This window comes from Microbulbifer maximicatervae (SeqCode) (assembly GCF_052467385.1).
The window spans coordinates 729,061-747,319 of sequence record NZ_CP174311.1; the positions used below are offsets into that span (position 1 = coordinate 729,061).

An 18,259-nucleotide genomic window follows, 5' to 3' on the forward strand; every position below is an offset into this window, starting at 1 on the left:
AAGTGAGCAGTACGGGGTTTCTCTGACTCCGTAGGGCATGGGATAATACCTGAAGAGTTGGCTCGCTGACAGACGGGACTCCAGGGTCGGAATCCTTTATAAATGGCCGCTGTGGGTTTGGGCAACTTCGGATAACTTTTAAAATCCTGCCGGGAAATATTGATACATGTCGAACGAAAACCAGGAATTGCGCAAGGCTGGCCTCAAGGTCACTCTGCCGCGGGTGAAGATTCTGCAATTGCTCGAAAGCACTAGTGAGCAGCATTTGAGTGCTGAGGATGTCTATAAGCTGTTGCTGGAGGCGGGAGAGGATGTCGGCCTAGCTACTGTGTACCGGGTATTGACCCAGTTTGAGAGCGCGGGCCTGGTAGTGCGCCACAACTTCGATGGCGGCCACTCCGTATTCGAGCTGGACCGTGGCGATCACCACGATCACATGGTGTGTACCGATACCGGTAAGGTTATCGAGTTCCACAATGAAGAGATTGAGGAGCTACAGCGCCAGATCGCTGAAGAGCACGGCTATGAGCTGACTGGCCACAGCCTGGTTCTGTATGTGACAGAAAAAGAGAAGTGATTCTTCCGGGTGCGGTATTCACCGCACCCTTCAAATGCTTACGCTGAGTGTTACGACTGGCAGGGTGGGGTGTAAAGCTCTGGGAACTTGCCAATTTTATCAGCGTAAAATTCCTTGAGCTTCAACAGCTCGGCTTCCAGGTTTTCACTGAATTGCGCTATCGGGCCTATGCCCACTTCTTTTTTGGGGAAGCTGATATAGCCCAGCACTACCGGAACCCTGGCGTTGCGGGCGATATGGTAAAAGCCGGTCTTCCAGCGTTCCGCCAAACCGCGAGTGCCCTCGGGGGGAATAGCGATAACCAGTTCTTTGCGCAGTTTGAACTGCCTGGCGGTGGCATCCACCAGGTTGTTGGCTTTGCTGCGGTCTACGGCGATACCTCCGAACCAGCGCATGGGGCCACCCAGCGGGAAGGTAAACAGCTTGTCTTTGCCCATCCACTGAGGGGTCATCTTCAGTTTGAGTGCGGCGAGAATAAAGTAATAGCCATCCCAGTTAGTGGTATGGGGGGCGCCGATCAATACGTACTGCTTTAGTTTGAGAGACTGCTCGTCAGCTTTGACACGCCAGCCGTGCAACTTCAGTAGCACCCGTGCAACCAAGCGGAGGATTGGGGTGACAATAGGGGTGTTGAAAATCGTTCTCTGCATAACCTCGGCCGGGACTACTCATACATCGAAAAATAAGCCGCCAAGTATATGGTGACTTTAGCCGCCGCTCCCAGTCATATTTGTGCGTTTGTCCTAAATCGGCACATATATCCGACGAAAGGGGTGGTATACCGGATTGTGTGGCGGTCATTTATTGATCTACGGTATAAGATTGCTTACCAAAATGCACCATTTTTGCCCTTTGGTGACATTTGGCCCCGGAATCGTATGGAGGAGGTAGGGCTGACTCTATAGCCAGCCTGATAGAAGGGTTGGAAAGTTAAATTCTCTCCAGCATTTCCTCGGCATGAGCCAGGGATTGGGCGGTGGGGGCGCCGCCGAGCATGCGCGCCACTTCTTCGCGGCGCTCGCCGTTGGTGAGTTCGCGCAGTGCCACAAAAACACTTTCGCCATCGCTGTGCTTCTCCACCAGGTATTGGCGGTGGGCTCGCGCCGCTACCTGGGCCAGGTGGGTCACACAGATCACCTGGCCGCTGCGGCCATTGCGGGTTTCTCCCAGTTGACGCAGCAGGCGGCCCACCACATCACCGGTGGCACCGCCGATACCCACATCCACCTCGTCGAATACCAGGGTGGGGGTGCGGGAGGTTTGCGCAGTTACCACCTGGATTGCCAGACTGACCCGGGAGAGTTCACCGCCGGAGGCAATCTTGCCCAGGGGACGAGGCGGTTGGCCCGGGTTGGTGGAAATTAATATTTCCGCTTCTTCCAGTCCCTGGCTATTGGGCGTATCCAGCTCTTGTAGTGATAGCTCTACTCGAGCGTGAGGCATGGCCAGGTCGGCCAGCTGGCCGTTTACGGCCTCCGCCAGCGAAGTTGCCGCTTTACTGCGCAGCTTGCTGAGCTTGCCGGCAACTTTTCTATATTGCTTTTCCAGTTGTTCACAATCTGCGGCAAGGCGCTCCAGGGCATCTGGGCTGCCGATATCGTCCAGCTCTGCCTGTAACTGTTGCTGTAGTGCCGGCAGCTCCTGTGGTTGGACTCGGTGTTTGCGCGCCGCCTGGTAGATGGCGCTGAGCCTGTCTTCAACTTCGGAGAGCCGTTCAGGGTCCATCTCGAAGCGATCGATATGTCGGGAGAGGGTGGCTGCGGCCTCATCCACCTGGATGCGCGCACTGTCGAGCATCTGTGCCACTTCCACTAAGGCCGGAGCCTGCCCGGGCATGGAGGACAGCAGTTGCAGGGCGCGGTGCAGCTGTTCGGCGATATCGCCCTCACCGCCGGACAAGAAAGCGGCCAACTGGTAGCTGCCACTGAGGATTTCCCCCGCATTGGCCAGCTGTTGCTGTTCGCTCTCGAGGGACTCTATTTCCCCTTCGCTCAAGCCCAGCTGATCCAGTTCCTTAAGCTGGTATTCCAGCAAGTGGCGGCGGGCTTCGGCTTCCTCGGCGCTGTCGGCCAGTGTGCGATAACGGCGATAGTGATCCCGCCAGGTTTTGAAGCGGCTGCGAGTCTCTGCGGCGAGTTCCTGGGCCTGGGCGTATTCATCCAGCAGGCGCAGGTGCGTTTCTTTCTTCAGCAGGGATTGGTGTTCGTGCTGGCTGTGGATATCGATTAGCTGCTCGCCCAGGGCGCGTAGCTGCAGGAGGGTGACCGGTTGGCCGTTGATATAGGCGCGGGAGCGGCCGTCGGCGCCGATAGTGCGGCGCAGAATGACCTCCTGCCCGGCGTCCAGCTCCTGGGACTCGAGCCAGCTGGCGGCGCTGGGGTGCTCGGCGATATCAAAGGTGGCGCTGATATCGGCGCGATTGGCGCCGGTGCGCACAAGTTCAGCGCTGCCGCGACCGCCCAGCGCCAGGCCGAGGGCATCCAGGGTGATTGACTTACCCGCGCCGGTCTCGCCGGTCAGGGTGCTGGTACCGGGACCAAACTCCAACTCCAGTTGGTCCACCAGGGTGAATTGGCTGATAGACAGATGCAGCAGCATAGAGATCGCTTGTGTCCTTGCTAATCGGCGGGCGCCCGGCCCAATTAGTGGTTATTTATACAGTATTCGTTCCCGGTTAGCTATAGGGGCGGGGCCACATTACTCTGAGGATGTGCGCTAGCGCGAAAAACCACTTGAACTGTGCGGGGATGTCCCCATATAGGCTCCAGTGCCCGAGAGACGGGCTCAACTCACATTACTGACAGAGTCGACGCGACGGAGAAAGCAGTGGCCAGAGAGCGCAGCGAAGAAGATCAGATTAAAGAGGGGGCGGAGCACGCACCAGCTACAGACGAGGGCGTTTCAGCAGAGATTGAAGACCCTTCCTCTATAGAAAGCGAACTTGCCGAGGAAGCCCTGCGGGAAGAGGCCGAAGGTGCCGATGCCCTGCACGAGGAAATTATCAAGTTGCAGGAGCAGCTGGCAGCGCACAAGGATATGGCCCTGCGCGCCCAGGCGGAAGAGCAGAACGCCCGTCGCCGCGCGCAACAGGATATCGAGCGCGCGCGCAAATTTGCGGTAGAGAAGTTGCTACAGGACTTGCTGCCTGTAGTGGACAACCTCGAGCGCGCACTGGCGACGATCGATACGGCCGACGAAGCCAACAAGGCCTTGGTAGAAGGAATCGAGCTGACCCACAAATCTTTCGTTGAAACCCTGACGAAAAATGCTGTGGAAGTTGTCGATCCGGCCGGTGAGCCCTTCGACCCAGAACTGCATCAGGCTATGACCCAGGTGCCCAACGGCGAGGTGGAGCCGAACACGGTTCTGGATGTGTTTCAAAAAGGTTATCGCCTCAATGGCCGCCTGGTTCGCCCGGCCATGGTGGTGGTCAGCAAAGCGCCGTAAAGGCAGAAGTGTAAAGCGGCCTTGAAATTTAGCGGCCGGCACCAATATAGCTGACATCAAGAATTATTCGCGCGGTGTAAACAGAACATAGCTGGCAGCGCGCATCAAAAGAGGATTTTACAGATGGGAAAAATTATCGGCATCGACCTGGGTACCACTAACAGCTGTGTAGCGGTACTGGATGGTGACAAAGCGCGTGTAATCGAAAACGCCGAAGGCGATCGCACTACACCTTCTATTGTTGCCTTCACTGACGACAACGAAATCCTGGTAGGTCAGTCTGCCAAGCGTCAGGCGGTGACCAATCCCCAAAATACTCTGTTTGCGGTTAAGCGTTTGATCGGCCGTAAATTCAAAGACGACGTTGTCCAGAAAGATATCAAGATGGTTCCTTACACCATCACTGAAGCTGACAACGGCGACGCTTGGGTAGAAGTGAAAGGCGATAAAAAAGCTCCGCCGCAGATCTCTGCCGAAGTCCTGAAGAAAATGAAAAAGACTGCGGAAGACTTCCTCGGCGAGAAAGTAGAAGCTGCAGTAATTACCGTACCGGCTTACTTCAACGACTCCCAGCGTCAGGCCACCAAAGACGCCGGCCGCATCGCGGGCCTGGACGTTAAGCGTATTATCAACGAGCCGACTGCCGCTGCACTGGCTTACGGCCTGGACAAGCAGGGCGGTGACCGCACTGTAGCGGTATACGACCTGGGTGGTGGTACCTTTGATATCTCCATCATCGAAATTGCCGACGTAGACGGCGAGAAGCAGTTCGAAGTACTGTCCACCAACGGTGACACCTTCCTCGGTGGTGAAGACTTCGACCTGCGCCTGATCGAATACCTCGCAGACGAGTTCAAGAAAGACCAGGGCATCGACCTGAAAGGTGACCCCCTGGCAATGCAGCGCCTGAAAGAAGCTGCGGAAAAAGCCAAGATCGAGCTGTCCTCCAGCCAGCAGACCGAAGTCAACCTGCCGTACATCACTGCAGATGCCACTGGTCCCAAGCACTTGGTGGTTAAACTGACCCGCGCCAAGCTGGAAAGCCTGGTAGAAGAGCTGGTTACCCGCTCCCTGGAGCCGGTAAAAATCGCTCTGCAAGACGCCGACCTGTCCGCTTCCGGTGTAGACGAAGTGATCCTGGTAGGCGGTCAGACCCGTATGCCAATGGTTCAGCAGAAAGTAACCGAGTTCTTCGGCAAAGAGCCGCGCAAAGACGTTAACCCCGACGAAGCCGTTGCCATGGGTGCTGCTATCCAGGGCGCCGTACTGTCCGGTGACGTTAAAGACGTACTGCTGCTGGACGTAACCCCGCTGACCCTGGGTATCGAAACCATGGGTGGTGTTGCGACTCCGCTGATCGACAAGAACACCACTATCCCCACCAAGAAGTCCCAGGTTTTCTCCACTGCGGATGACAACCAGACTGCGGTAACCATTCACGTGGTTCAGGGTGAGCGCAAGCAGGCAGCACAGAACAAATCCCTGGGTCGTTTCGACCTGGCCGATATCCCACCGGCACCACGCGGCATGCCGCAGATCGAAGTAACCTTCGACATCGATGCCAACGGTATCCTGCACGTACACGCGAAGGACAAGGCCACTGGCAAAGAGCAGTCCATCGTGATTCAGGCTTCCTCTGGTCTGTCCGAGGACGAGATCGATAAGATGGTTCAGGACGCTGAGGCCAATGCCGAAGCGGACAAGCAGTTCGAAGAGCTGGTGCAGACTCGCAACACGCTCGATGGCCTGATTTCTGCGACTAAGAAGACTCTGGAAGAAGCTGGCGACAAAGCTACCGCTGAAGAGAAGGCAGCTATTGAAGCGGCTGTTACCGAAGCGGAAGAAGCAGTTAAAGGCAATGACAAGGCCGCTATGGAAGCTGCAACTACCAAGCTGACAGAAGCTTCTGGTCCGGTTGCCCAGAAGATGTACGCCGAGCAGGCTCAAGCCGCTGGTGCTGAAGGTGCCGCTGGTGCTGGCGCCCAGGGCGAGCAGCAGTCCTCCGCTGGCGACGACGCGGTAGACGCAGAGTTCGAAGAAGTTAAGGACGACAAAAAAGAAGCTAAGTAAGCGTTCGCTTGCAATTCCGGCGGCAGCTTTTAAAGTGGCCGCCGGAGAACTTCAGGGGCGCGGCGCCTTACTTTCAGAGGCCCGCGCCCTGTGTTGTTTCAGGTATCCGCCAATATTTGCCGAGTTTTCGCAGTTTTGGTGGTGCTCCGTTCGCGGAGCTTAGTTAGAAACCGAGAAGTAGAAAGAGAGTTTGGCCGTTCTTGATGCCGGACCAGAGAACATAGTTTTATGTCGAAACGCGATTATTACGAAGTCCTCGGCGTCGAGCGCGGCGCTTCGGATGCAGAGCTGAAAAAAGCCTACCGCCGGGTGGCAATGAAGTTTCACCCGGACCGTAACCCCGATGACAAGGAATCTGAGAACAAATTCAAGGAGGCCAATGAGGCCTACGAGGTTTTGTCGGATTCCGAGAAGCGCGCAGCTTATGACCAGTTTGGCCACGCCGGTGTGGAAGGCCAGATGGGCGGTGGCGGCGCTGGTGGATTCGGTGGCTTCTCCGATATTTTTGGCGATGTGTTCGGCGATATCTTCGGTGGTGGCGGCGGTGGCCGTCGCGGCGGCCCTGCTCGCGGTTCCGATCTGCGCTATGACCTGGAATTGGACCTGGAAGACGCGGTGCGCGGCACCACGGTCAAGATTCGCGTTCCGACTCTGGCAGCCTGTGGTACCTGTAGCGGTTCCGGGGCCAAGCCCGGTTCCTCTCCGCAAACCTGTGGCACCTGTGGTGGTGCTGGCCAGGTGCGTATGCAGCAGGGTTTCTTCTCTGTTCAGCAAACCTGCCCCAACTGTCGCGGTCGCGGTACCACTATCTCCGATCCCTGTGGCAGCTGTCACGGTCGCGGTCGCGTAGAGGAAACCAAAACCCTGTCCGTTAAGGTACCGCCCGGTGTGGATACCGGCGATCGCATTCGCCTGTCTGGTGAAGGTGAAGCCGGGCCCGATGGCGGCCCCGCTGGTGACCTCTATGTACAGGTAGTGGTAAAAGAGCACGATCTGTTCCAGCGTGATGGCAAGAACCTCTACTGCGAAGTGCCGATTAGTTTCGTTTCCGCTGCCCTCGGTGGTGAGCTGGAAGTGCCGACTCTCGACGGTAAAGTGAAGCTGAAGATTCCTGCGGAAAGCCAGACCGGCAAGCTGTTCCGCCTGCGTGGCAAGGGTGTTTCCCCGGTTCGCGGTGGTGCAACCGGCGACCTGCTGTGTCGCGTTGTGGTAGAAACACCGGTGAACCTGTCCGGCAAGCAAAAAGACTTGTTGCAAGAGTTCTCTAATACCCTCAGCGAAAAGAAAAATTCACCGCGTCAGACCGGTTGGTTTGAAGGAGTGAAAAACTTCTTTGGTGATATGAAGCTTTAATCGCTGTTAGCACCGGCAAAACCTTAAATTGTTTTGCGGGTTGCCTATTTAAAAAGGCTCGAGAGCATTAGCTTTCGGGCCTTTTTTATTTCCGGGTGAGTTTTATCCCCCCAATGGAATGCCTTCTATTGGGACGTTTTGGTTCTCAAGCGGGCTGCGAATTCACTCAGGAATTCCTGTTGGATTTTTTGCGCTTTGCGCAGTTGCTCCTTATTTAAAATACCTTCCAATTCTTTGTGTGTTTCCAGGCTGATAGCTGCGAATTGAGCGCCAATTTCGCCGCGTTGCTTGGGGGTTAGAGCGACCTTTTCACCACTGAGTAATCCGTATTTTTCCAGCACCGCTTTTTTCTCTGCGAAGCTTTTTTGCATAATGGGTAATACGGTTTTTTCCTGTCCCGGGGTGAGCTGCAAACGCAGCGTCACCCAATCGGTAATATCATCATACTTCTCCCAAAAGTCTGGATTGGCATTTTGCTGCTGGGCAGATGCCGGCGTGCTGCCAAAAGCCAGGCTCAGAGAGATCACTACCACCATGATGTGTGGTAGATGGTTGGACAGGATCATCAGTCGCATGTTGGCGCTCCATTTACCCCTCACAGTAAAGCGTAGCAGTGGCCGCTGATATCGCTTTTTGCGCAAGTATCCTCTTGGTAATTTAAAAATATGTGGATATTTCTTTTTGTTTTACTTTTGCGGAGTGACTAGCGATTTTTGGACTCGCTAATACTGGCTTACTGGTATCTATGCGCTCTACCGGGTGCGTTGTAGAATCCAGAACCTTAAAGATTTGGACTGGAGTGCTGTGATGGCGGTAAAAGTGGCGGTGACGGGATTTGGTGGTCGAATGGGACGAGCGTTGGCGGAGGCTTTGTCCCTGTCTGATAAGGCCGAACTGTCAGCGGCTATAGTGCGGCCTGGCTCCAGCTTGGTCGGCGCCGATGCCGGTGAAGTTGCCGGTCTAGGCCGCAGCGGTCTCGCTATTGTGGACAGCCTCGATAAGGCGGACTTTGACGTACTTATTGATTTCACTGCCCCTAAAGCAACTGTGGAAAATACTGCCTATTGTGCGGAGAAAAACCTCCCCATTGTAATCGGCACCACGGGCTTTGATAGCGAGCAAAAAAATAAAGTATTGGCTTATGCGGGTCAGGTGCCGCTGTGCCTCGCCAGTAATTTTTCCACCGGGGTAAACCTGTGCTTTAAATTGTTGGAAACTGCTGCGCGGGTAATGGCGGAAGAGGCCGATATCGAGATTGTCGAAGCCCATCATCGCCACAAAGTGGATGCACCTTCCGGCACGGCACTGAGTATGGGAGAAGTGATTGCGGAAACTCTGGGGCGCGACCTGGATAAAGTGGCAGTTTACGGTCGCGAAGGTCAAACCGGTGCCCGCGATAGGGATACTATCGGTTTTGCCACAGTGCGCGGTGGTGACGTAGTGGGTGAGCATTCGGTGATGTTTCTGGCGGAAGGTGAGCGGGTCGAAATTAGCCACCGCGCCAGCAGCAGGCTCTCTTTTGCTCGCGGTGCTGTGCGCGCGGCACTGTGGATGATGGGAGAGGAAGGGAGTGCGCGGGCGCCTGGGCATTACGATATGCGCGATGTGCTCGGCCTTAACTAATCTTACAAAGAGTAAATAAATTCAGCGCCTGCAGGGGCGCTGTGAAAGAAATTTTCGATTTTCATTTGCCCGCCATTTTTGCGGGTAAAACTAAAAGGCCGGCGACATTCGTTCGACCGGTCACCCTGTAACCTTCCTTTGAGGAACCTCGATTGGAAAGAAAGCTGATTGTCGGCAGCGAAGAGTGGTGCGGGCTTCCCGCACTCGGCGTCCCGGCGATTAAGGTGCGTGTGGACTCCGGGGCTAAAACTTCCTGTTTGCACGCTTATAACATCCATACCTTCAAGCGCGATGGCGAACCCTGGGTGAGTTTTGAGGCGCATCCACTGCAGCACCAGCGCCGCCCTTCAGTGCGCTGTGAGGCGAGGCTTTTGGATAAAAGGCTGGTGCGCAGCTCCTCCGGTGAAAGTGAAAAGCGCCCGGTAATTCGTACCTCTATTTCCATTGGTGGCAGTGTCTGGGATATCGAACTGACCCTGACCAATCGGGACAGCATGGGCTATCGCATGTTGTTGGGGCGCGAAGCCATGATTGGGCGAATGCTGGTAGATCCGGCTGAGAGCTTCTGTATTGGCGATATCCCGAAAAGCCAGCTGGATGAATATTATCGGGATGAGCACCATATTGCCGGTACCGGCCTGCGCATCGGGCTGCTGGCATCGAACCCGGATCTCTACAGTAACCGGCGCATTATGGAAGCGGGAGCCGAACGCGGACATCGCATGAGTTTTCTCGATATCCGCCAGTGCTACATGAAGCTCGACCCTGATGAGCCGGAAGTGCACTACCGGGATGGCCGCATACTCAATAGCCTGGATGCAGTTATTCCCCGCATTCGCCCCAGCCAGACCTTTTACGGTTGTGCGCTGACGCGGCACTTTGAGAGCCTGGATATTTTTGCCCTGAATGGCTCTGCCGCTATCAGTCAGTCCCGGGATAAATTATTTTCCCTGCAGTTGCTGCAACAAAGTGGATTAAATATCCCCACCTCCGGGTTTGCCAATTCCCCAGTGGATACCAACGAGCTGATCGAAATGGTGGGCGGTGCGCCACTGGTGGTGAAGTTGCTAGAGGGAACCCAGGGGCGCGGTGTGGTCCTGGCAGAAACCCGCAAGGCCGGGGAATCGGTGATTAATGCGTTTAAGTCCCTCAAGGCCAATCTCCTGGTGCAGGAGTTTATTCGCGAAGCGGAGGGAAAGGATCTTCGTTTGTTTGTTATCGATGGTCGTGTGGTGGCCTCGATTCAGCGCGAGGCGGCACCGGGGGAGTTTCGTGCCAATATTCACCAGGGCGGTACGGCTTCGGTAGTTAAGGTCACCGCAGAGGAGAAGCGCCTGGCGGTCAAGGCTGCCAAGGTGTTGGGGCTGAAGGTGGCGGGTGTGGATATTATTCGCTCCCGCAAGGGGCCGCTGCTATTGGAGGTCAATTCCTCACCGGGACTTGAGGGCATCGAGAGCGCTACGCGCAAGGATGTTGCTGGGGCCATGATCATATCTATCGAAAAGGCGTTGAAGTGGCGCCCGATTTTGCCGGGGGAGGATCTTTAGGCGCTGTAACTCTGGTCCCGGCGGGGGCCTTTGCGTTGGGCTAACCTGAGTAGGTGGCCGGGCTTTTCGCTGGCGCGCAAATAGAGCCGCAGCGAGCTTTGGCCGCTGCGGGTAACAGCCCACCGCAGCTTCCTTTCGGGAGATGCAAACCACAGGGTTTGAGCTTCTATGACGATATCCAGCCCAGGTTCACTCCGCACTATTCCCGCCCTGATACTTTTCCTGACAGTACTTTTCACCGGTGTGGGTGCCCAGGCTGCGGTGCAGCTCTCCGATACGCCTTTGGGGCGGCGGGTAATGGTGGATTACATAGTGCACTTCGCCTACCACCTACAGTGGCCGGTCAATGCCTTTGCCAACAGTAGTGCCCCGTTCAAGGTGTGCCTAATGGGTGGGGATTCTCTCGGTGAGCCACTGGCGGCCCGATTCAAGAATCAGCGTATTGATGGGCGGGATGTGGAGCTTGAGAAAATTGAGGTCAAGGAGATGCTGCGGGCGCGCAAGTGCCAGATTGTGGTGCTGAGTACCCTGGATCGCCCCACACTGCTCAAGGCGTTGGTGGCACTGGAGTTTTTCCCGGTACTGACGGTTAGCGATGCCGAGCGCTTTGCCGCCACTGGCGGTATGATCGAGTTTGCCGACAGCGGCCGGGAGGTGGCCCTGCGTATGAATAAGACCATGCTGGAGAAGGCGGAGCTGAAAATGGGCAGCAGTCTTTTCCGGTTGGGACGCAAGCCGGAGTGAGATTTTCAGGGAAAGTAGCCTGGCGTATTTTTGCACTAGCGTCCAGAGGTGAATTCGCGTAGAATCTGCGCCCGATTTGGGCCGGTGCCGCGAAGCTGAATCGCGCAGCGTGAGCCTACTAAAAAGCTGGCGGCAACCGTCGGCCACTTTGTGAGAATCACGCGTGAACAGATTTTTAAAGCGAGATGAAGCTGCGATGTTTCATCTCGCTTTTTTATGCGCGCACCAGTCAGGAGCCCGCGTGCTCCGAAGCCCGCAAACCCCGCCCGGAAGCAGTTCTGAAGATTGGAGTTCAATTTGACTAAAGCTGTCCCTACGTCGGAGGCTTTCATGCCCCACAACTTTATGCAGAGTACAACTCCCGCGCTGCTGGTGCTCGCAGATGGTAGTGTCTTTGAAGGACGCGCAATCGGTGCCCATGGCAGTTCTGTTGGCGAGGTCGTGTTCAACACATCCATGACCGGCTACCAGGAGATCCTCACCGATCCCTCTTACGCCCGCCAGATTGTGACTCTGACCTACCCGCACATCGGCAACACTGGCACCAACCAGGAAGACGAAGAGTGCGCTGATATCTGGGCCGCCGGCCTGGTAATCCGCGACCTGCCGCTGCTGGCCAGCAGCTTCCGCAACGAGCAGTCCCTGGAGGACTACCTGCGCGAGCGCAATATCGTCGGTATCGCGGATATCGATACCCGCCGCCTGACTCGCCTGCTGCGCGACAAGGGCGCACAGAGCGGTTGCATCGTTGCCGGTGACAATATTGACCGCGAAGAAGCCCTGGCCAAGGCCAAGGAATTTGCCGGTCTGAAAGGGATGGACCTGGCCAAGGTAGTGAGCACTAAGGAAGCCTACCCCTTTAGCGAAGGTACCTGGGAACTGGGCGAAGGCCACAAGGCCGCGCCGGAACAGCCCTTCAAAGTAGTGGCTTACGACTTCGGTGTGAAGCGCAATATCCTGCGTATGCTGGTGGATCGCGGCTGTGACATCACCGTAGTACCGGCGGAGACTCCGGCTTCCGAAGTACTGGCGATGAATCCCAACGGTGTATTCCTGTCCAATGGCCCCGGCGACCCCGAGCCCTGTGAATACGCGATCACCGCTATTCGCGAAATCCTGGACGCTGGCATCCCCACCTACGGCATCTGCCTGGGCCACCAGTTGTTGGGCCTGGCGGTGGGCGGTAAAACTGCCAAGATGAAGTTCGGTCACCACGGTGGTAACCACCCGGTACAAGACCTGAACAGCACCAAGGTGATGATCACCGCGCAGAACCACGGTTTCGAAGTGGACGCCGATAGCCTGCCGGACAATGTGGAAGTTACCCACAAGTCCCTGTTCGACGGTACCTTGCAGGGTATTCACCTGAAGGACAAGCCGGCCTTCAGCTTTCAGGGACACCCGGAAGCGAGCCCGGGCCCACACGATGTGGCGCCGTTGTTCGACCACTTTATCGATTTGATGAAAGAGCGCGCCTAAGGGCGTAGCCGCCCAGGGTAGGGCAATTAACCGCCGCTTTTGCGGCGGTTTTAAGGAGACTCTGAATAACGCCGTAATACCTCTGCGGGTCCTTGAAGGCTGCAGATGTTAGGCGCAGCTCGCCGCGAATGGCCATAGCCCTTGGCAAGAGCTGCAACGCAGCAGCTGTAGCCTTCAAGGACCGCCCTTCGGGGCTTGCAGAGCGATTCACACTCCGCGTTGCGACTTCTTGAAAGGTCTAGACATTCCTGCGAAGCCGCGCCTTGATTGTGAACCGCTCTGCAAGCCAGAGGCATCACGGAGTTGTTTAGAGTCTCCTTAACAAGAAACGAATGAAATTTAGCGCAGCCGGCCTTTGCCGGTAGTAGAACGGAAGAAAGATGCCAAAACGCACAGATATCCAAAGCATTCTGATTATCGGCGCAGGCCCCATCGTGATCGGCCAGGCGTGCGAATTTGACTACTCCGGCGCCCAGGCCTGTAAGGCGCTGCGTGAAGAGGGTTACCGGGTGATCCTGGTGAACTCCAACCCGGCCACCATCATGACCGACCCGGCCATGGCCGATGCCACCTACATCGAGCCGGTGGAGTGGCGCACCGTTGCCAAGATTATTGAGCAGGAGCGCCCCGACGCTATCCTGCCCACCATGGGTGGCCAGACAGCACTGAACTGCGCCCTGGACCTGGATAAGCACGGTGTCCTGAAGGAGTTCAATGTCGAGCTGATCGGTGCGGACAAAGACGCTATCGAGAAAGCGGAAGACCGCGACCTGTTCGACAAGGCGATGAAGGCCATCGGCCTGGAAACTCCGCGCGCCAAGATTGTCCACTCCATGGAAGAGGCGAAGAAAGTGCCGGAAGAGTTCGGCTTCCCGGTGATTATCCGTCCGTCCTTCACCATGGGTGGTTCCGGTGGCGGTGTGGCCTACAACTGGCCGGAGTTTGAAGAGATCTGTAAGCGCGGTCTCGACCTCTCCCCCACCAACGAATTGCTGATCGACGAATCCCTGCTCGGCTGGAAAGAGTACGAGATGGAAGTGGTTCGCGATAAGAACGACAACTGCATCATCGTATGTTCCATCGAGAACTTCGACCCGATGGGCGTACACACCGGTGACTCCATCACCGTTGCCCCGGCGCAGACGCTGACCGACAAGGAATACCAGCTGATGCGTAACGCCTCTATCGCGGTATTGCGCGAGATCGGCGTTGAAACCGGCGGCTCCAACGTACAGTTCGGCGTTTGCCCGAAGACTGGCCGCGTAGTTGTGATCGAGATGAACCCCCGAGTATCCCGCTCCTCCGCACTGGCCTCCAAGGCCACCGGCTTCCCGATCGCCAAGGTCGCGGCCAAGCTGGCAGTGGGTTACACCCTGGACGAGTTGCAGAACGATATCACTGGCGGTGCTACCCCGGCGTCCTTCGAGCCGTCTATCGATTACGTTGTCACCAAGATCCCGCGCTTCACCTTTGAGAAATTCGGTGAAGCTGATGCGCGCCTGACCACCCAGATGAAGTCTGTGGGTGAAGTGATGGCAATTGGCCGTACCTTCCAGGAGTCCATGCAGAAAGCCCTGCGCGGTCTGGAAGTGGGCAGCTTCGGCCTGGAAAGCAAGATTGACCCGAGCAAAGACGGCGCTGAGACCCGCCTGCGCAGCGAACTCTCCGTTCCGGGTGCCGAGCGCATCTGGTACGTTGGCGACGCCTTCCGTATGGGCATGAGCGTCGGCGAAGTTTACGACTTGTCGGGTATCGATCCCTGGTTCCTGGTACAGATCGAAGAACTGATCAAAATCGAAGAGCCGCTCAAGTCACTGCCGACCTCGGCGCTGACCACTGAGCAAATGCGCTTCCTCAAGCGCAAAGGCTTCTCCGATCGCCGCCTGGCGGACCTGCTGGGGGTGAGCCAGAAGACTGTGCGCGAATTCCGCCACAAGCTGGGTGTATTCCCGTCTTACAAGCGCGTGGATACCTGTGCTGCTGAGTTCAGTACCTCCACTGCTTACATGTACTCCACCTACGATGAGGAGTGCGAAGCGCAGCCGTCCGACAAGAAGAAAATCATGGTACTCGGCGGTGGCCCCAACCGTATTGGCCAGGGCATCGAGTTCGACTACTGCTGTGTACACGCCGCTCTGGCGATGCGCGAAGACGGTTACGAGACCATCATGGTCAACTGTAACCCGGAGACCGTTTCCACCGACTATGACACTTCCGACCGCCTCTACTTCGAGCCGGTAACCCTGGAAGACGTGCTGGAAATTGTTGCCAAAGAGAAGCCGGAAGGCGTGATCGTACAGTTCGGCGGCCAGACTCCGCTGAACCTGGCGCGCTACCTGGCCAACGAAGGTGTGCCGATTATCGGTACCACACCAGAGCAGATCGACCGCGCCGAAGACCGCGAGCGCTTCCAGCAGATGATCATGCGTCTCGGCCTCAAGCAGCCGAAGAACGCTATCGTGCGCTCTGTCTCCGAAGCCATTCAGGCGGCGAAAGACGTGGGCTACCCGCTGGTTGTGCGCCCATCTTACGTACTGGGCGGCCGCGCCATGGAGATCGTCTACAAAGAAGACGAGCTGCTCACTTATATGAAAGAAGCGGTACAGGTTTCCGACGAAGCGCCGGTACTGCTGGACCACTTCCTCAACGCCGCTATTGAGGTGGATATCGATGCGGTATCCGATGGCAAGGACGTTGTGATCGGCGCCATCATGCAGCACATTGAACAGTGTGGTGTTCACTCCGGTGACTCCGCTTGCTCCCTGCCGCCTTATAGCCTGCCGGCGGATGTGCAGGACCGTATGCGCGAAGAAGTGAAAGCCATGGCTCGCGAGCTGGGCGTAGTTGGCTTGATGAATACCCAGCTGGCCTACCAGGACGGCGAGATCTACGTGATCGAGGTGAACCCGCGCGCTTCCCGTACTGTACCTTTCGTCTCCAAGTGCATCGGCACTTCACTGGCGAAAGTGGCTGCGCGCTGTCAGGCGGGTATCAGCCTGCAGGAGCAGGGCTTTACCGAAGAAATCGTGCCGGACTACTACTCCGTTAAAGAGTCTGTATTCCCGTTCAATAAGTTCCCGAAAGTGGACCCGATTCTCGGCCCCGAGATGAAATCCACCGGCGAAGTAATGGGCGTAGGCGCTACCTTCGCAGAAGCCTTCGACAAGGGCCTGGTTGCCGCTGGCGACCGCCTGCCGGAGTCCGGACGCGCATTTATCTCTGTGCGTGACTTCGACAAGGCCGACGCAGTGGGCGTAGCTCGCGATCTGGTGGAGCTTGGCTTCGAAGTAATTGCCAGCCGCGGCACCGCCAAGGTCTTGCAAGAAAACAATATTCCCGTTACAACCGTCAACAAGATGAGTGAAGGTCGCCCGCATATCGTCGATATGATTAAGAACGACGAGATTGCGCTGGTAGTGAACACTACCGAAGGTCGCCAGGCGATTCGCGACTCTGCGGATATCCGTCGCAGTGCCGAGAACCACCAGGTGTGTTACACCACCACCCTGGCAGCGGCCCAGGCCATGGCGATGGCCATGCGCCAGGAGCAGCCGCTACAGGTTCGCCGCCTGCAAGACCTTCACCAGCGTGTCGTAAAGCTGTCTTAATAGCTTTAAAACCAACTTGTGAAATCCAACCGGGCCCCGTGATCTCACTGGGCCCGGTTTCGTCGTAACAATAATGGAGGTCCCACATTGAACCGGGTACCAATGACCGTTGAAGGCGCAGAAGCGCTGCGCTCAGAGCTGGACAATCTGAAAAAAGTTGAACGCCCTACCGTTGTACAGGCGATTGCTGAAGCGCGCGAACACGGTGATTTGAAGGAAAATGCCGAATACCACGCGGCGCGGGAAAAGCAGGGCTTTATCGAAGGCCGTATCCAGGAAATTGAAAGCAAGCTTTCCCACTCTCTGGTCATTGATGTGAAAAGCATTGAGCCCAGTGACAAGGTAATTTTCGGTACTACGGTAACGATTATTCACCTGGATGATGAGAAGGAAGTCACATACAAAATTGTGGGTGACGACGAAGCCGATGTGAAAAAGCACAAGATCTCGGTGAACTCCCCGATTGCCCGTGCGTTGATTGGCAAGGAAGTGGGTGATGTGGTGGTGGTCCAAACACCTTCCGGTGCGGTGGAGTACGAAATCGATGCGGTTGAACATCTGTAAATTACAGGCGATAAAAAAAGGGCGGCCATGGGCCGCCCTTTTTTGTTGTTGCCAGCTCTACTGGGAAATGTAGCTCTGGTTAGCATGGCCAGACTGCATTACTGTAGCAGTTTCATATTGGCCGAACTGACTTACAAGACTGTTGTTGTTGTGTCCGGATTGGCGTGCCATAGCCACATGCCCTTCACCAATCTGCCCCAGGTATACATCATTGTGGTGGCCTCTCTGCCTGGATCTTGCGTTATTGCCGAATCCAGCCTGGGAGATATCTGCCTCGTGATTGTGGCCCCGCTGGCGCATACGGGCATAGTGGCCTTCACCAATCTGGCGGATATCACCGTCGTTAGATTCTCCAGATTGGCGCATACCGGCATCGTGGCTGGCACCGGTTTGGAATGTGTCTCCATTGTTTAGCTCACCCCGCTGCCTTAATGCCGACTGGGAACCAAAGCTTAAAACCTGAGTGACGGTTGCGGTGTTGTGGCTGTCGTGCTGGGTAATCTCAGCCATATTACCTGCCCCTTCCAGCTGAAAGGTCAGGGCAAAGTGATTGCTGCCGAACTGCTGATGCATGGAATAGCTGCCGGTCTGCGAGACCTGAATAGTCTCTGAAACATTGTAGGTTCCCGACTGCAGGCTAAATGCTTCGTTCTCAAGTCCACCAGTTTGCAGTATTTCGGCTGTGTGGTGATCACCTTCCTGGTACTGGCTCGCATAGCTCCTTTGTTCACCAGAATGAACTATATCTGCGCTGTTGTGGTCCCCATTCTGCTCCTGCATGGCGGAGTTGTGTGAGGTGTTTGGACCTACCTGGGTGATAGTTCCGAGGTTGTGGCCTCCATCCTGATCTTGGGTGGCGGTGTTAAAGTCGGCATAAGCGGTTCCGCTTACAGCCAAAGTTAAGGCTATGGCGATTGGTGTCAAGGTTTTCATGAATGTCTCCATTACTGCAAACTTCAATGCGCATTACATGGTGGAATAGCAGCCAAAAAGGCTGAAAAATCTGGCAAGTGATCCAGTGCCAGGGGTTTTACAGGAGGTATACCTCACCGGAGGAAAAGGCATATCTGTAAATAGGTAGGACAGCGCTGCTACAAAGGCATGGTCGCCAGTGCAAGAGCAGAGGAAGAGAGTAGGGATGATGCATTTTGGTGGCTTCCCTGATACTGCTTAGGAGTCCAAAATTTTGTTCCGCCTTCATCAGTTTTGCTGAAATCGGAGTGAGTCGCTATAGGAAAGAAGTTGTA

Annotated in this window: 14 protein-coding genes and 1 pseudogene; 11 read left to right on the top strand and 4 right to left on the bottom strand. The window is 56.1% G+C overall.

The genetic code is table 11. The features are described from left to right. Positions 1-166: 166 nt before the first annotated feature. A complete protein-coding gene (fur, locus tag ACJJIR_RS03170) occupies positions 167-577 on the top strand; it encodes a ferric iron uptake transcriptional regulator (RefSeq protein WP_282931309.1) in 411 nt (136 codons plus the stop codon). A 50-nt stretch (positions 578-627) separates the two neighbouring features. On the opposite strand, the gene ACJJIR_RS03175 is transcribed toward fur, so the two are convergent. Both ACJJIR_RS03175 and recN read right to left on the bottom strand, forming a co-directional pair. After that, a complete protein-coding gene (locus ACJJIR_RS03175; RefSeq protein ID WP_413663277.1) occupies positions 628-1,227 on the bottom strand; it encodes a 1-acyl-sn-glycerol-3-phosphate acyltransferase in 600 nt (199 codons plus the stop codon). Between the two features lie 280 nt (positions 1,228-1,507). Next, complete coding sequence (gene recN, locus ACJJIR_RS03180; protein ID WP_444907313.1) at positions 1,508-3,175, bottom strand: DNA repair protein RecN; 1,668 nt, start codon at positions 3,173-3,175, stop codon at positions 1,508-1,510. A 228-nt stretch (positions 3,176-3,403) separates the two neighbouring features. Between recN and grpE the strand changes: the two genes are divergently transcribed. The 3 genes from grpE (at position 3,404) to dnaJ (ending at position 7,447) form a co-directional block, all read left to right on the top strand. Continuing rightward, positions 3,404-4,024, top strand: a complete 621-nt coding sequence (gene grpE, locus ACJJIR_RS03185) for a nucleotide exchange factor GrpE (protein WP_282931312.1) — start codon at positions 3,404-3,406, stop codon at positions 4,022-4,024. 123 nt (positions 4,025-4,147) lie between these two features. Then, positions 4,148-6,094 (top strand): molecular chaperone DnaK, encoded by a 1,947-nt coding sequence (gene dnaK, locus ACJJIR_RS03190; protein ID WP_413663274.1) that lies wholly within the window; start codon positions 4,148-4,150, stop codon positions 6,092-6,094. Between the two features lie 228 nt (positions 6,095-6,322). Further along, positions 6,323-7,447: a molecular chaperone DnaJ gene (gene dnaJ / locus ACJJIR_RS03195; RefSeq protein WP_282931314.1), complete on the top strand. Its 1,125-nt coding sequence runs from the start codon at positions 6,323-6,325 to the stop codon at positions 7,445-7,447. A 125-nt stretch (positions 7,448-7,572) separates the two neighbouring features. Here the strand turns inward: dnaJ and ACJJIR_RS03200 are convergent, their stop codons facing one another. Further along, positions 7,573-8,022, bottom strand: a complete 450-nt coding sequence (locus ACJJIR_RS03200; protein ID WP_282931315.1) for a hypothetical protein — start codon at positions 8,020-8,022, stop codon at positions 7,573-7,575. Positions 8,023-8,254: 232 nt separating this feature from the next. Between ACJJIR_RS03200 and dapB the strand changes: the two genes are divergently transcribed. From dapB to greA, 7 genes and pseudogenes are all read left to right on the top strand, one after another. Next, entirely contained in the window at positions 8,255-9,070 is an 816-nt protein-coding gene (gene dapB, locus ACJJIR_RS03205; protein ID WP_444896133.1) for a 4-hydroxy-tetrahydrodipicolinate reductase, read from the top strand. Positions 9,071-9,294: 224 nt separating this feature from the next. Further along, positions 9,295-9,579, top strand: a pseudogene (locus ACJJIR_RS03210) (ATP-dependent zinc protease family protein); the annotation flags it as partial. 129 nt (positions 9,580-9,708) lie between these two features. Then, complete coding sequence (gene rimK / locus ACJJIR_RS03215; protein ID WP_413665891.1) at positions 9,709-10,617, top strand: 30S ribosomal protein S6--L-glutamate ligase; 909 nt, start codon at positions 9,709-9,711, stop codon at positions 10,615-10,617. A gap of 168 nt (positions 10,618-10,785) precedes the next feature. Continuing rightward, positions 10,786-11,361: a YfiR family protein gene (locus ACJJIR_RS03220; protein ID WP_444896134.1), complete on the top strand. Its 576-nt coding sequence runs from the start codon at positions 10,786-10,788 to the stop codon at positions 11,359-11,361. 330 nt (positions 11,362-11,691) lie between these two features. Beyond that, positions 11,692-12,840, top strand: coding sequence for a glutamine-hydrolyzing carbamoyl-phosphate synthase small subunit (gene carA / locus ACJJIR_RS03225; protein ID WP_282931318.1), 1,149 nt, complete (start codon positions 11,692-11,694; stop codon positions 12,838-12,840). A 380-nt stretch (positions 12,841-13,220) separates the two neighbouring features. Further along, positions 13,221-16,448, top strand: coding sequence for a carbamoyl-phosphate synthase large subunit (carB, locus tag ACJJIR_RS03230; RefSeq protein WP_444891977.1), 3,228 nt, complete (start codon positions 13,221-13,223; stop codon positions 16,446-16,448). 87 nt (positions 16,449-16,535) lie between these two features. Beyond that, positions 16,536-17,012 (top strand): transcription elongation factor GreA, encoded by a 477-nt coding sequence (gene greA / locus ACJJIR_RS03235; protein ID WP_282931320.1) that lies wholly within the window; start codon positions 16,536-16,538, stop codon positions 17,010-17,012. 57 nt (positions 17,013-17,069) lie between these two features. Here the strand turns inward: greA and ACJJIR_RS03240 are convergent, their stop codons facing one another. Beyond that, entirely contained in the window at positions 17,070-17,945 is an 876-nt protein-coding gene (locus tag ACJJIR_RS03240) for a hypothetical protein (RefSeq protein WP_444907314.1), read from the bottom strand. Between the last annotated feature and the right edge of the window lie 314 nt (positions 17,946-18,259).

Bases quoted from the DNA above. Each gene is read 5' to 3' on its own strand.
- dnaK (WP_413663274.1), top strand. From the start codon at position 4,148: ATGGGAAAAATTATCGGCATCGACCTGGGTACCACTAACAGCTGTGTA.
- dapB (WP_444896133.1), top strand. From the start codon at position 8,255: ATGGCGGTAAAAGTGGCGGTGACGGGATTTGGTGGTCGAATGGGACGA.
- recN (WP_444907313.1), bottom strand. From the start codon at position 3,175: ATGCTGCTGCATCTGTCTATCAGCCAATTCACCCTGGTGGACCAACTG.
- fur (WP_282931309.1), top strand. From the start codon at position 167: ATGTCGAACGAAAACCAGGAATTGCGCAAGGCTGGCCTCAAGGTCACT.
- ACJJIR_RS03200 (WP_282931315.1), bottom strand. From the start codon at position 8,022: ATGCGACTGATGATCCTGTCCAACCATCTACCACACATCATGGTGGTA.
- ACJJIR_RS03220 (WP_444896134.1), top strand. From the start codon at position 10,786: ATGACGATATCCAGCCCAGGTTCACTCCGCACTATTCCCGCCCTGATA.
- ACJJIR_RS03240 (WP_444907314.1), bottom strand. From the start codon at position 17,945: ATGAAAACCTTGACACCAATCGCCATAGCCTTAACTTTGGCTGTAAGC.
- dnaJ (WP_282931314.1), top strand. From the start codon at position 6,323: ATGTCGAAACGCGATTATTACGAAGTCCTCGGCGTCGAGCGCGGCGCT.
- carA (WP_282931318.1), top strand. From the start codon at position 11,692: ATGCCCCACAACTTTATGCAGAGTACAACTCCCGCGCTGCTGGTGCTC.
- ACJJIR_RS03175 (WP_413663277.1), bottom strand. From the start codon at position 1,227: ATGCAGAGAACGATTTTCAACACCCCTATTGTCACCCCAATCCTCCGC.
- carB (WP_444891977.1), top strand. From the start codon at position 13,221: ATGCCAAAACGCACAGATATCCAAAGCATTCTGATTATCGGCGCAGGC.